The following is a 14,512-nucleotide window of genomic DNA, read 5'->3' on the forward strand; positions in this document are numbered from 1 at the left end:
ATATTTTGTGGAAAATAGTTTTCAAATTTTGCATAAAAGTATCCTTTTGCTGATACTATCCATCTTCTTTGTAAGTGATGTATATGCCATGAGCTTTTTGGTAGGTAAAGCCAATGTTAAAACTCAATCTAATCTGGATAAATCTCAATATGTGTTGCCCAACGGAATGCACTTTCAAGAAGTACTAAACTTGCAACAAGCACACACTAAGTCAGCCGATTTGACTTTTCAAAGTGCCTATACCATAGGAGGAACCGGAACAACTCAGGTTGCCAAAGTGGTAGTTGATAATGCCGGAAATATCTACGTGACCGGTGGATTCACAGGTACCATTCAGTATGGTGCAGTTACGGTGGAAAGTACCGGTGGTTATGATTTCTTTGTTGCAAAACTCGATCCTTCGGGGAATGTTCTATGGTTTCGTGTTGCAAACGGAAGCTCTGACGTGCTTGATGAGCTTTCACTTGATGGCGGTCTTGCTTTAGCTGTTGATAATGATGGGAATGTTTATGCCGGCGGCTCATTCGTAAAAGAGCTTACTTTTGTGGATGAATTCGGTAATGAGGTCGGTTACCTCCACGACGGCAGAGATGAATTTAACAATGAGATTAATTTGGAATTGTTCGTTGTGAAATACGATGACAGCGGCAATTTCTTATGGGCGGCAGGCGGAGAAAGCGGAAGTCCAGGTCTTGTAAACAGTTTGGCCGTCGGGGTAAATTCCGTTAATGATATTGTTATTGATGATTTCGGAGACCCCAACGTTGTCGGTAGTTTTTCAGGAACAAATCTTTTTGATGAAACTGGAATAGTCGTTCAGGGAGAGTCCGACTTTTTTGTTGCCTCTCTTTTTGATGATGGTGAAGGAACCTATTGGATGCAAGTGTTTGGTACGCCAAACAGAGATTATGCCAAGGCAATCACCATAGATGCCAATGGCTATTTAAACGTACTCGGTGTGGTAGGGGAAGGTCGCATGTATTTGCCTGGTGGTGATGTCTTTTGGGATAATGACACAGGCAATCCAGACACTTTTTTTATGGATTTCGATGTTGAAGATGGAGACTGGACCTTTGCTTACTTTATGGGTGCCGGTGATGAAATTATCGGTTCTTCGATTGCAACTTCATCTGATGGTAATATTTTTGTGGCAGGCTTTTTTGAAGGAGAAGTCTTATTTGAATCGGAAGTTGGTGACGATATTATCGTAACTTCTGCCGGCGATACAGATGGATTTTTAGCGAAATATGATGATGCCGGAGATGTGCTTTGGGTACAACAATTCGGAGCTGCTGGCACTGTTGCCGGTGTAAATGCCATCATACTTGATGATAATGAAGATATCATTGTCCTCGGAAGGTACTGGGAATATGTCGTTTTTGATGCAGAATCTGATACTCCCGTAATCCTGACAACTGACTCTGAACTAAATATGTTCATGGCTAAATACGATAAGGAGGGCAATTTTCTGTGGGCAAAAAATGTAGAGGGTTCCGGCGCTGAGAGTACTGATTTGATTAATGATTTGGATAATCCTGATCCAACCCGTCCTTTTGGAACATGCCCGCTCTTTATCGCTTACACCAGTCAAAATGGAGGAGGTGTAGTTATGGTCGGTGACTTTGACGGCACACTAACACTCGATGGTATTACATTAGAAGCAAATCCCGGCAAGTCAGATGGTAACCGCCTGGTCTTCATTGGTGTAATGGGTTCAGGAGATGGTGCTACTACCTATTACTATAGTGGTACCGGCAACCTGACTAACACAGCCAACTGGGGCGTCAATACGGATGGTAGTGGAGATAATCCCGCCAATTTCACAAGCGATAATCAGGTTTTTGTAGTTGATAACACCGCATCCGCTACACTTTCTGCAGCCTGGGAGGTTTCCGGAGTCGATTCGAAAGTAGTAGTCAGTGATGGCACATCCCTGATCCTGCAGGCAGCTCTTACAGCTTCGGTAGATGTAGCATCAGGCGGATCACTTACGCTTGCGCACGAAACGCTGCCTACGCTCGATGAAATTGATGATAATTCAACCGTAACCTTTACGGGAGCTGCCAACGAAATTCCAAATTGGGTGTATGGGAATTTAATTTTTGAAGACATCAATCCTGTTTTGAGTTCGATTGGATTTATGACAATCAGAGGTGATTTAACCCTTAGTGGCTCGGTAAATATGCCGGTTGCCCGCAATAACGTCCAGTATACATTTGTATTTGCCGGTGAAGCTGTTCAAACACTAACCGGTAATGGCAATGTGATGAGAAGCTTTGGGATGGAAGTCGATAAAGCTGCCGGCTCTGTAGAAATTACGGATGGCACTGTTTTTATTGTTGAAGATGAATTAATTCTAAGAAGCGGAGAGCTCATAAACAATGGCAGCCTTGTTCTGGCTTCAACTGCCTTTGATGAAACGGCCCGCGTTTCCGGTATCGGAACAGGTACAATAACCGGCAACATTACCCTGGAGCGCTGGCTTGATTCCAATGCTGTTCCCGGATCTGGCGCTTTCTTTGGTCTGGGGTCGCCTGTACAAACATCCTTTACAGGCGGAACTGATGCGGGCCTCCTCAGCAATATATGGACACAGGGCGGCACCGGAGCAAATGCGGAAAACGCAGATCCCAATGTGTGGTTCTTTAACGAAACCTATCCGCGCAACAGTGAACTTGATCCGGGAGGATGGACTCCCGTTGATAATTTTAACAGCAGCATGCTGGAAGCAACCGGTTATCTGACCTACATTTTTACCAATGATGTGTTAAATCAGGCGGGTAGCTGGCCAAAAGTGCTGAGCGCTACCGGAGCTTTCAGCGAAAAAGAAAATGATGAATCAACGGTCTCATTCCCGGTTACTTTTACTGATAATAGTGTAGGGGATAGTCAGCTTGGCGGTTTTAACCTTGTGTCTAACCCCTACCTGTCGGCTTTGGATTGGAATCACGCAGCATGGAACCGCACCCATTTGGAGGGCACTTTTTGGGTTCTTGAGCAGAATGGTACGTTTTCAGCTTATACCATTGGCTCCGGCGGAACGGGTATTGCAAATGATGGCATAATTGCCAGTAATCAGGCTTTTTTTGTTCAGGCAAACGGGGAAACGCCTGTGTTGAGTGTTACCTCCGAGGCCAAAGTTGCTGGTACATCCTTCATGGGTGAAACCGAACAATACCTGATTCGGGTGAAACTGACAGGCGCTGAACACAGCGGTGAAACCCTCATCGCATTTCATGAAGGGGTGGAAGCCCGTGGTGCAGTACTGCTCCCGCCCTTTAGTACTTCATACAGCCTGCTTTACTCAACTTTTGAAAACAACCGAATGATCGTAAATGGTATCGGTCTCAGCAGCCTGCAGCAAGCGTATCAACATACGGTTCCGCTCTATACGGCTGCAACTTCAGGTGGCCTTCACAGACTGATCATTTCTGAAATTCATCTCCCCGAGGGTGTTGAGGCAACCCTCTTTGAAACACAAACCGGGACAATCCGGGAAATTGGCGAGGAAACGGAAGTGACATTTTATGCTTCCCCAACTACTGTTCAGGATGCTGAAAACCGTTTTAATATCATCCTGACATACGATGAGCCCACAGCGGTGCCGCCGGCAGAAACACCCTCCGCGCTTACACTGCGTCAAAACTACCCGAATCCCTTCAACCCCACAACGGTGATTCGGTTCGAACTGCCCGCTACTGAAGAAGTACGCCTCGAAGTATTCAACGTGCAGGGGCAGCGGGTAGCTACGCTGAAGAGCGGAAGCGTACAGGCGGGCGTGCACACGGTCAGCTTCGACGCCTCCGCGCTGTCAAGCGGGGTTTACCTGTACAGGCTGCAGGCCGGAAATCAGGTCATTACCCGCAAAATGACCCTTTTAAAATAGCATGTATTCGGATTGCAGGCTGCAGACCTGCGCACATTGCTCTTACCGCTTTCACTCTCTTTGTCACTTTTAGTTTAGCATTGTAATCCTATGAAACGCATCATCCTTTCTTTTGTCACCCTGTTTTTAATTGCCCTGCTTGCCGGACTAACCCACATGGCTGATGCACAAACACAGCACCGCGACCAGCAAATCTGGCAAGAAAGCGAACAAACACAGCCGATGCAAAATCCGGGCCCGCCGCAACTTCCCGGAGCCCCGACCCAAACCCCGGTCGGTAGCGGACTTGGTATCTTGCTCATGGCCGGTGGAGCTTATGCCCTGCGCCGCCTGGGTCAGCAGCGGGGGCCCTGATGCGTTATGTATGGCCGATCCGCTGCTTGACTATGATGGTTGTTGGTCAGCGTACAAGCTCAAAACCTCCATCATCGGCATGAAAAACTACACCCGCCTGCGCAGCGTGGAAGCGCGGAAATCGGTTGCCAAAAGTTCCACAACCGGCTTCAGCTTTTTCACCAATCCGTTTGGGGAGGTTTTGGAAATCATAGATCCCTTTACCGTCGGCTATTCAGTTGGAACCGTTCCGCTTCGGCAGGGGCTGAGTTTTTATAGTCGTTACCCAACCCTATTCCCGGTTATGTGCTTAATTATACTGGTAATAATCACTTTTAAAAAACCTAAACGAAATCCTAAAAAACAATCCAAATCAAAAAAAATAAAACGATGAAAACAAAACAAATACATTTCCTGAAAATGCTGTTTATGCTGCTTCTTTGGCAAGTTATTCCAATGTCAGCAGTACAAGCTAACCCGCCAAGCTGTTGGGGGGAGGGAAATTGTGATATGAGTAGACCTTATTTTCAACTCAATATCGATAAATCAAACTATGTTTTACCGAATGGGATGGAATATAATCAGGTACTGAATATGCAGCATTCCAATACAAAGTCACCCGATTTAACATTTCAGAGCGCCAGTACACTTGGCCTGACCGGTGCTACACAAATCGGTCAAATGGCCGTTGATGCCCAAGGCAACCGCTACGTTACCGGCGGATTCACCGGTACCATTTCGTATGATGGGGTCATAGTGGAAAGTACCGGCGGATATGATGTCTTCATCGCTAAATTCAGTCCTGAGGGCACTTTACTTTGGTATCAGTTAGCTCACGGGAGCGAGGAAGTGGAGGAGGAGTTTTCCCTCGATGGTGGGCTTACGTTAGCCGTTGATGATCATGGGAATGTTTATGTCGGTGGCGCTTTTGTGAAAGAGCTTCATTTTACAGATAACAATGGTGAAATCCTGAGCAGCTTAAGTGATGGCAGAGATGATGATTTAATCAACCTTGAATTGTTTGTCGCTAAATACGATACCAACGGAAACTTCCAGTGGGCCTTAGGGGGAGATAGTGGAAGTGAAGCTTCACCCAATAGTTTAGAATTGGGAATAAATTCTGTCAACTCTGTCATGATAGATACAGATGGTTATCCGTACGTTGCCGGTGGTTTTTCCGGGACAAACCTTTTTGGTGAAGAAGTAACGGTACAAGGCGAATCCGACTTTTTTATCGCCTCACTTGATAAAGATGGAAACTATCTGTATTGGGCAAATGTGTTCGGAACACCCGGGCGCGACCTTGCATCATCTATTTCGGTTGACGCCCTCGGCTATTTGAATATTCTGGGAATTGTTGGCGAAGGCCGGATGTATTTACCCGATTCAGATATTTATTGGGATAATGACACAGGTAATGCGGATACCTTTGTGATCAGCTACGATGTAAACGGAGAATGGTACTTTGCCAGCTTTATGGGTGCCGGAGATGATATCGTAGGAAAGAGTGTGGTATCCGCTGCGGATGGCTCCTTCTATGTAGGAGGCTTTTTTAGCGGTACTGATGCATACTTTGAAGGCTATAATAAAACCTTTGATGCTATGGGTACCGAAGACGCTTTTCTTGTAAAGTATGATATAGACGGCGACGCCATCTGGGTTCGTCAGTTTGGTTTCGACCGTGCAACTGTTGATGTTGTGACGTTGGATGAAAATGAAAATGTATTTGTATTAGGAAGGTATTCGGATTCCATTATTTTTGATATAGATTCAGATTCACCAGTAATTCTTACAACGGAATCTATTAACAATATCTATATGGCAAAATTTGATGAATCAGGTAATTTTATTTGGGCCAAAAATATTGAAGGATCCGGTGCTGAAAGTCGGGAACTGGTCTTTGATCGCGAAACGCGTCCGTTTGGAACCAACCCGCTTGATATTATCACTTCTGCCTACAATGGTGGTGAAATTATCCTCGCCGGAGACTTCGACGGAACCCTCCAACTCGACGATATCACGCTGACTTCTGATGGCACCCGGAAAATCTTTATGGCTGTCATGCCAACCGGTGGTGCTGTTTCCGTGGGTGAAGACGACCACAATATCCCAACAGGAATTCAGCTTTCACAAAACTACCCAAACCCGTTCAATCCTACTACCAATATATCGTTTAATCTTCCACAGGCTTCACAGGTATCGATTACGGTCTATACGGTAATGGGGCAAAGGGTCGGCACAATCAGCAACGATATGTTTGCTGCGGGTCAGCATACGGTAACATGGGATGCCGCAGGACTTTCTTCCGGCACCTACATGTACCGGCTAAGTGCGGACAATTTCTCTGCAACGAGAAAAATGACACTATTAAAATAGATAATCCCTACTTTTTCTAAATACAGGCATCTCAGGTGTTTATTCGATACCTGAGTGCCTGATGTTTAGGCAGAAACAAGTGACCTCAAAAAAACACTGTGAACGTTCTCAAAACCTGCAAAAGAAAAAAGCTGCACCGCTTCATCTTGTATATCAGGTGTTGTGTCATTTGTCTTTTGTTCGCTTCCGCATTTACTGACTTGTTTGCACAGCCGGTTTTAAGTGATCAGTCACCCTTGATTAACACGGTTGGGACTATTCGTTTCTTTTTGGCAGAAGAGTGGCAGGTTTCAGCCCATGCACCTGAGCAAATAGCCGACGGTATTAACCTTAAAGATGGTATTGCGGTACCGTCTCTGCACCTCGATTCACTCAGAACAATTACCGGGGATAAAAAGTATGGCTGGGCAGAGCTGTCGTTTATTGCAGACAGCACGCTTAGCGACAAGGCATGGTTTGTACGAAATTTTGGGTATGCGGCAGTACGGGTGTGGATAAACGGAAAGTTTGTCTTTCAGGACGGAACACCCTCACCAATAAGATCCGGGGAAGTGGCAAGTCGTGTAAGCCCGACTGCCTATGCACCCGCAAACATTCGGGAAGGCGTAAATTACATCTTGGTCGAATTCTCGTGGAACACGGCCCCGCAATGGCTGTACTCGGTGAGAACGTCACCCGAAGCATTTGTAAGGCCCATTTTCTCGGAACCTCAGCACTTTGTTGCTTATCAGCGGTTACAAGCGAACCGTTCGTTTATGCTGGGTGCGGTTATTTTTGTACTGCTCCTTTTATCTGTAGCTCATATTTACCTGTCAACGAAATCGGTTGATCGGTATCATTACTATGCATTTTGGGTCAATATAAGCCTAATGCTGCATGCTTGTACTCAAATGGGAGACGCTGCTTTTTATTGGTCGGTAACCATGATTCCCGCACAGCAAATCGGGCATGTGGTTCTTTTCTTGTTTGTATTTTATAATATTATTTTTACGATCGGAACCTATTACAGGCTTTCCCTGCCGCAGAAAAGTTTACGCATATTTTTTGGGGTTTATTTGCTGCTATCCATGTATGCCGTTCTGTTTCAGTATGAACTTATCTATATTCTGCACCCAATTTTGGCCATTTTAAATCTGGCTTTTGCAGTATATTTGCTTCAGCAAACACTAAAGAAACATGCTGGTATTCGAGCAAGCATCATGTTTGTAGGTTTTTTTATAATGCTGTTGGGTGCGTTTGCGTACGCTGTGCTGTATCAGATTTACTTTCCGACAAATACACTTTTGTATTATTTGACAGTCATTATGGTTTACATGGTTGTTCCTGTCTCGTTTACGATCACGATTACCCTTGATTTTGTAGAAGTGTTTGAACAAACGGAGCAGAAAGTAATAGAGCGCACCAAAGAACTCAGAGAAAAAGACGAATTCAAATCACGCTTTTTCCTGAACGTATCACACGAGCTCAGAACGCCCACTACCATTTTGGAAGGCTTGCTTCAAAAAGCAGCTGAGCAAAGTGGCCCAAACTCCGAAATCAGAATCCCGAAAGAAGATTCATCACTCGTTATGCGAAATGCCAAACGGCTTGTCGTGCTGGTGAATCAGATTCTGGACCTATCGAAATCAGATAAAGGAAAATTATCCCTTCAAAAAAAACACTATCGGTTAGATGACCTGATTCAGAACGTTATCGATCTCAACACCTCATTCATAGCTTTACGGTTTCAAAAGGTTGAGTTTAACAGCAATACTTCATACACGATAGTAAATGCAGACGGGGAGAAGGTCAGCACAATCCTTTCAAATGTACTTATTAATGCGTCCAAATACGGACCCGAACACAGCCTGATACGCATTGAAACAAGGGTAAACAATGAATCGGGAGAAGTTGAGATTGATATAAAAGATGAAGGGGAAGGGGTTGGCTTAAACGATCGTGAAATTATTTTTGAACGCTTTCATCGTCTTAAAACGCCGGACAAACCCTACGTTGAGGGCCTTGGTATCGGCCTCGATTTAGGCCGGTCTCTGGCTCGTTTGCACGACGGGAATCTTGTGGTTGTGGAGGATGAAGATAAAGGCGCCCGGTTCAGGCTTACCCTGCCTTTTGACTACAGGCTTGCTTTGAATCCGGTAAACGGTTGGGAAAAACCTCAGGAAAACGGTACGCAAACCTCCGCTCCTGAGCCCGCCGGTATATCAGAAAGCGGGAAGGTGCGGCTGCTGCTTGTTGAGGATAATCCGGATATGAATGCCTATGTGAAAGGCCTGCTGCATGCTTTGGGATCTGTGCATTCCTGTAAAAACGGAGCCGAAGCCCTCGCATGGCTTCAGAAAAATGAGACCGACATTGTAGTTACGGATCTCATGATGCCGGTTATGACGGGTGAAGAGCTCATCCGGCACATGGCGTCAGATCCCAAACTGCAAACGATTCCTATTGTGGTTTTATCTGCAAAAGACAATGCCGGCGACCGCCTGCACCTGCTCAGGGTCGGTATTATCGACTACATCACCAAACCGTTTAACGCCTCCGAGCTAAGGCTCAAAATCGAAAACCTGATGCGCTTTTATCAGCGCAGAAAAGCGTTCATGCTTGAAGTTTCGGAGGATGACATTCCGGGCGAGATCAGTTTACCGGAGAAGGTCAAAAATTATGTCCTTGACCATATAGATGATTCCCGGCTCTCCGCATCGGCCCTTGCGGATGCTTTTAGCATGAGCGAACGCAGCTTCTATCGGAAAATAGAAAAAGAGTCGGGCATGACCCCCGCCGCTTTTATCCGGGAAGTCCGCCTGCAGTATGCGGCCCGGATTGTGGAAAACAGCACCGACATCCGCCTCAATGAACTCGCCGGGAAAATCGGCTACAAATCAGCAGATACATTCAAGCGTAACTATGTGGAACGGTTCGGGGTTTCGCCGAACGAAATTTCATGATGGCGGGGCGGCAGAATGGTAGTTGAGCTTGCTAACACCGGAAGGCAGGGGTTCACAAACGTCTTCCTGCTGCATAGTAAGCTCTCGTACAGACATAAATTTAAACGGCTGATCAGGCCTGGCTTAGGGCTTTAAACCCGTTTCTGGCAGGAAAAGGAACATATTTGGCAGAAAACGACCGGTTCATTTGGATAGTTTTATGCCATGAAACCAACCCAACTGATCCATAGCTTTTTGCCCAGCCTGCTGAGCGGCCTGCTCCTCGGGCTTTCCGTGAATCATATCTCCGGAATCTCGTTTGCGTTTTTGCTGCCGGTTTGCCTTGTGGGACTCTTTACAGCTCTCGAAAAGCAAACTACCCGGAGGAGCTGGTTTTTGCACGGGTATGTTTTTTCATTTGTATCTCTTTTCCTCGCGCTGATTGGCTTTATCTGGGTTGAGCCCGTCGCGGGATGCATCATGGTGATTCTTGCTGCTGCCGTATATGCTTTGCCTTTCGTGCTGCTTCATGGTATTCGCCGCAGGGTAAAGACAAACAGCGGATGGGGTTTTCTGGTACTGGCTCTTATCTGGCCGCCGTATGCCTGGTTTGTGAAGGAGCTTTGGCTGGGCTTCCCGATTACGCTGTATGCCAATGCACTCGCCAATTACCCGGTCTTCATTCAGTTTATTGATATTACAGGCTACACCGGAATTTCGGCCTGGGTGATTGCGCTGAACGCGGGTGTTTTCCTTCTATTCAAAGCTGTTTTGCAAAACGGGGTCTCAGACCTGCTTCACAACAAGCTGTCTCAAAAACTGCTGGCCGGTACCCTTGTCTGGTTCGCGCTGCCGCTGCTTTATGCCTGGTACGCCTACGCCGTGCTGTCCGGCACATTTCAGTAGGAACCGTTCCGCTTCGGCAGGGGCTCAGTTTTTATAGAAAGCTTTGCAAAACCCCTACGGAATAAATTTTGGGTATAAATTCTTAATATTATTGCATATAAGCTTGTTTTTTCGGATGGTTATTGGTACCTTAAAGTAGGCTATAATATTGATATTATTACAGATATGAACACAAATAATCAACTCGGATTTTCAGATGAGCTGCTTGCCCGCAGGCGTAAATCATCTCAAATGGCTGCTAAGCTAACTAAAATTGATAAACTCATCGACTGGCAACCTATTTACCAAAAACTCTCGGTTATTGATCAAACCAGCAAAATCAAAGGCGGGCGTCCCCGAAAACCAATCAGTTGGATGGTTAAGGCGGTCTTTCTGCAATCATTATTCAACCTTAGCAATCCCCAGTTGGAAGATCAGCTCATCGACCGCTTAAGCTTCCAACGGTTTGTAGGAATCAATCTCGACCATGATATTCCGGATTTTACTACCTTCTGGAGGTTTAAAGAAGCCATCATACAGCATGAACTGGGAGATATTATTTTTGATCAGATTACGGCTCAGCTTGAGCAAAGAGGCATGATGTTAAAACGAGGTACGGTTGTTGATGCAACCATCATCAACTCCGTGAACCGGCCTCTTAAAAAAGAGCGGCGCCAGGAGCTATCCGAACAACCCTCTTCACAAATTGACACTGACGCACATTCCACCAAAAAGGGAAACCGCTATTATTTTGGGTATAAAGGGCATATTGGCGTTGATGTAGCTACTAAACTCATCAGAAAACAGCGATTCACGCCAGCAAACAGGAATGATCAGATTCCCCTTGACGAACTCATCAGTTATGACGAAATGAGTTTATGGGGCGATAAAGCCTACTATCTGGAGTCCTACAAAGAGGCGTCCCGCAAAGATGGATGGTTTTACGGCGTACTGAATAAACCGCAGAAAGGTCAAAAACTATCTAAAAAACAAAAAAGGAAGAATAAGCAGTACAGCAGCGTACGGGCTCAGGTGGAGCATCCGTTTGCATGGATGAAAACCAAAGCAGGATTAGTAGCCATGCAAGCCAAAAACATTGCCAGGAATGCTTTCACCTTTGCCAATAATTGTGCCTGCTGGAATGTAATCAGGGCCTTATGGATATTGAGCAAACCCAAACCTTTCGGGGGATTGGTATGTCGATGAACCGGCAAACAGGTCAAAGCAGCCATCAAAAAGGGTCAAATATGCTCAATATAGACCCGTTTGGCGATGGTACTTCCAAAATCTCCCAGTTTGCGAAAACACTATATTCAAAAATCCCGGAGCAATTTGATTCTGGGGTGATTCCATGAACTTTTTCAAAGCCTTCTTGTAGCACGTATCGGAACAGCAGCAAGTTTGCAAACACATTTTACCGAAGTTGTATAAGTATTTCCATTCACGACGGGGCAAAACACGAAAACAGAACACGCTATTTTAATGCCATTTTGGGTACTTAAATAATTTCTTTTTAATCGATAAAGCAAGTAATGTTTAATTTTTACAACTTCGGGGAGTATATTGTTGATCGCTCAATAATATGTTAGTATGCTTATTGAAGTCTCAAAATAAATGTTTGAATCATACGGAATTGCGAGTCATGACTTTTGGATGAGTGCAAATGAGGCTTTCTTTATTCTCTAAAAACCTGGTAAACCCATTTATTGGTGTATGAATAGAAAAAATATCAACAAATAATTCTAATTCACCAAGTAGTAACAATAAACGAATATTTATATATAAGTATTATTTAAGTAGGTAGGTTTAAATGGTTGGAAAAAAACTAAAAAAAGGATTATTCTACACAATGTTAGGCTTTGGGGCTTTAGGACTTAATTTTTGTGATAAATCACCAACAGATCCTGGTGAAGATCCAAACACGCCATCGACAATAACTTGGACGCCGAATCAAGCAATAGATGGAAAAGAAACAACATTTAATCTAAGCGTGTCGGACCCAGATGGTTTGGAAAGAGTAATAGCTAGGGGACTAGACTCAGATTTCTTTAAAGAATATAATAATCTGTCAGGAAACTCACTAAATGAGCAAATAACAAAAAACTACGAACTAGGAAATGATAGCCCAATCACAAAAAGATATGAGATAATAGCATTTGACAAACTAGGTGAAGAAGTATCAAAAATAAACAATGTAACAATACAACCTGCGGCAATAACAAACCTTCCTCCAACAATAAATATTGAAGTAACATATGAAAGAAACTGGCAAGAAGACCCAATAGACTTTAAAATAACAGCAACAGACGACTTCGAAGATATAGGGTCAATAAGATTAGACTTTGGAGACGGAAACATAAACGAGTTTAACGTCGGAAAACAAGCAATAGATACAGTGCTGACTCACCAATACTTAGCAGGAGGAGACTTTAACTGGCAAGCAACAGCAAAAGATGTATTAGGACTTCAAGATACAGACCAAGGAACACTAAACATAACACCTCTATATGATGTAAATGTATTATCAGAACTAGTAACATATGTAGGAAGCATAAACGGAGATATAGTAGAGCAAGACAACACTGCAAGCATGAAATTTACAAGCAGAGACGGCTCAATAGTAAGAGAATTCAATTCAGAAAACGGACAAATAACAGGAAGAATACCAGCAGGAGAATTCGAAGTAGAATTCACATCAGACTACAGCAAATTAATAAGAATGAAAGTAGACAGAAGCTTTTATCCAGACGAGTGGCAATACCTAAGCTTTATGAATGTCGATGATGGCGCTCCAGGAGAACATTCCTGGGTAGTAAGAAGCTATCCTGAAAATAATCCAAACTACAGATCAGGCGATCAAAACTGGTACTTTGACATCAACGGAGACATAGATAGTCGCGCTCAAATAGTAAAAGGAGCAATAGCAGACCAAGGATGGATAGGAGGAGAAAGATTCATACCAGCAGAAGAACTCTTAACAATGATGACTTATCAAATGAATGATATAGGCATTTTAAGAGTTCCAAGAACAAAAAACAACGTGGGCGTAGAACTAACTCAAAAATTTGTATATAATATGGGGAATCCTTACTTTGACTGTTCAGATTGGGATGGAGCATCAGAAAGACCAGATGAATGCGTTGATCAAAAAAGCGTTGAAAGAGGAAATATAGATCCTTCAGACCTTCCAGACGGAGGAGTAAACCCTCCGGGAGTAATACCTAGAAACCCAATTCAAGCAGAACAAAGCTTTGATAACTATGTAGCCCTGATGAAAGATATTTTTAACAGTGATATCGTAGCGGGAAATCCTTATAATATAGAAGTCATAAAAGGATACTCACCAGAACTAACAGATTACTTAAGAGGATGGTATGTACCAACAAGCGCAGGAGGAGTTAATTTGGTTAGTCCTGAAGATAATGTATTTTTCACATCTCACAACATGGGTGCAGGCACAGAATTTTACAATGGTGGCATAGCCGTTGGCGGAGCATTTAATTATACTAGGGCAAGCAGCATGTTTGTAGGAGGTTCTTTAGGGGGCTTTTTAAATGAAGCAACGCACTGGTTCTCATCAAGAGAAGGATTCCCGTGCGTTTACTCAATAAGAGATAGAACAGGAGGAACATGTGGGGGTGTAGATTTTCCTTTGGAATTCACAGACTTAGATATAATATTTAATAAAATAGCAGTAAGCTTTGGAACATTCTCACAAAAACAAAAAATATACTTTGACAGACAAATGAGTGCTAATGGACTTGCAAATAGAGACGGATTTAACACAACATTACCTAGGGAATAATCTCATCTTTTGTTTTAGATTAACTGTAGTTCTACCATTGTTTTTTTGTTGTATTTATTGATAATAAAAACCTGCTAATTTCTCTGCTAAGTATCTGAGTGGCTTCAAAGTAACACACAGCCCACAGTCCTTACTGTTGCCTCCCCCTACTGTTTTTTTATTGGGACATCACCCTCACCCCACCTCATTCAACTTCCGAACCTTCTCGAACAAATCTACTATTACCTTTTCCTTACCCCGGAAAACGCCTTCGATTCCGTCCTGATCGAGGAGTCGAACGGTGGTTCAAATAGTGTGGCTTGGTAG

General features: G+C 44.0%; 8 protein-coding genes. All 8 read left to right on the top strand.

The annotated features are described in order from the left end of the window. Positions 1–220 precede the first annotated feature (220 nt). A complete protein-coding gene (locus CYPRO_RS16730) occupies positions 221–3,886 on the top strand; it encodes a T9SS type A sorting domain-containing protein (protein ID WP_240644854.1) in 3,666 nt (1,221 codons plus the stop codon). Between the two features lie 90 nt (positions 3,887–3,976). Next, positions 3,977–4,240 carry a hypothetical protein gene (locus CYPRO_RS06435; RefSeq protein WP_114983817.1) on the top strand — a complete coding sequence of 88 codons (264 nt, stop codon included), beginning with the start codon at positions 3,977–3,979 and terminating at the stop codon, positions 4,238–4,240. 10 nt (positions 4,241–4,250) lie between these two features. Further along, complete coding sequence (locus CYPRO_RS06440) at positions 4,251–4,613, top strand: hypothetical protein (protein WP_114983818.1); 363 nt, start codon at positions 4,251–4,253, stop codon at positions 4,611–4,613. Next, on the top strand, positions 4,610–6,595 hold the full coding sequence (locus CYPRO_RS06445) for a T9SS type A sorting domain-containing protein (protein WP_114983819.1): 1,986 nt from the start codon (positions 4,610–4,612) through the stop codon (positions 6,593–6,595). Before CYPRO_RS06440 ends, CYPRO_RS06445 begins: the two co-directional genes overlap by 4 nt. 236 nt (positions 6,596–6,831) lie before the next feature. Continuing rightward, complete coding sequence (locus CYPRO_RS06450; protein ID WP_124245542.1) at positions 6,832–9,537, top strand: response regulator; 2,706 nt, start codon at positions 6,832–6,834, stop codon at positions 9,535–9,537. A 204-nt stretch (positions 9,538–9,741) separates the two neighbouring features. Further along, positions 9,742–10,422 (top strand): hypothetical protein, encoded by a 681-nt coding sequence (locus CYPRO_RS06455; protein WP_124245543.1) that lies wholly within the window; start codon positions 9,742–9,744, stop codon positions 10,420–10,422. Positions 10,423–10,587: 165 nt separating this feature from the next. Then, the gene (locus CYPRO_RS06460; RefSeq protein WP_114983822.1) at positions 10,588–11,607 is read left to right on the top strand and encodes an IS5 family transposase; all 1,020 of its coding nucleotides are present in this window, start codon (positions 10,588–10,590) and stop codon (positions 11,605–11,607) included. A 604-nt stretch (positions 11,608–12,211) separates the two neighbouring features. After that, positions 12,212–14,206, top strand: coding sequence for a hypothetical protein (locus CYPRO_RS06465; RefSeq protein ID WP_124245544.1), 1,995 nt, complete (start codon positions 12,212–12,214; stop codon positions 14,204–14,206). The last annotated feature ends 306 nt before the right edge of the window (positions 14,207–14,512 follow it).

It is taken from the genome of Cyclonatronum proteinivorum (assembly GCF_003353065.1).
Taxonomy (GTDB): domain Bacteria; phylum Bacteroidota; class Rhodothermia; order Balneolales; family Cyclonatronaceae; genus Cyclonatronum; species Cyclonatronum proteinivorum.

Excerpts from the sequence above, each read along its gene's own strand:
- CYPRO_RS06435 (WP_114983817.1), top strand. The coding sequence starts at position 3,977 with ATGAAACGCATCATCCTTTCTTTTGTCACCCTGTTTTTAATTGCCCTG.
- CYPRO_RS06440 (WP_114983818.1), top strand. The coding sequence starts at position 4,251 with ATGGCCGATCCGCTGCTTGACTATGATGGTTGTTGGTCAGCGTACAAG.
- CYPRO_RS06445 (WP_114983819.1), top strand. The coding sequence starts at position 4,610 with ATGAAAACAAAACAAATACATTTCCTGAAAATGCTGTTTATGCTGCTT.
- CYPRO_RS06455 (WP_124245543.1), top strand. The coding sequence starts at position 9,742 with ATGAAACCAACCCAACTGATCCATAGCTTTTTGCCCAGCCTGCTGAGC.
- CYPRO_RS06460 (WP_114983822.1), top strand. The coding sequence starts at position 10,588 with ATGAACACAAATAATCAACTCGGATTTTCAGATGAGCTGCTTGCCCGC.
- CYPRO_RS06465 (WP_124245544.1), top strand. The coding sequence starts at position 12,212 with ATGGTTGGAAAAAAACTAAAAAAAGGATTATTCTACACAATGTTAGGC.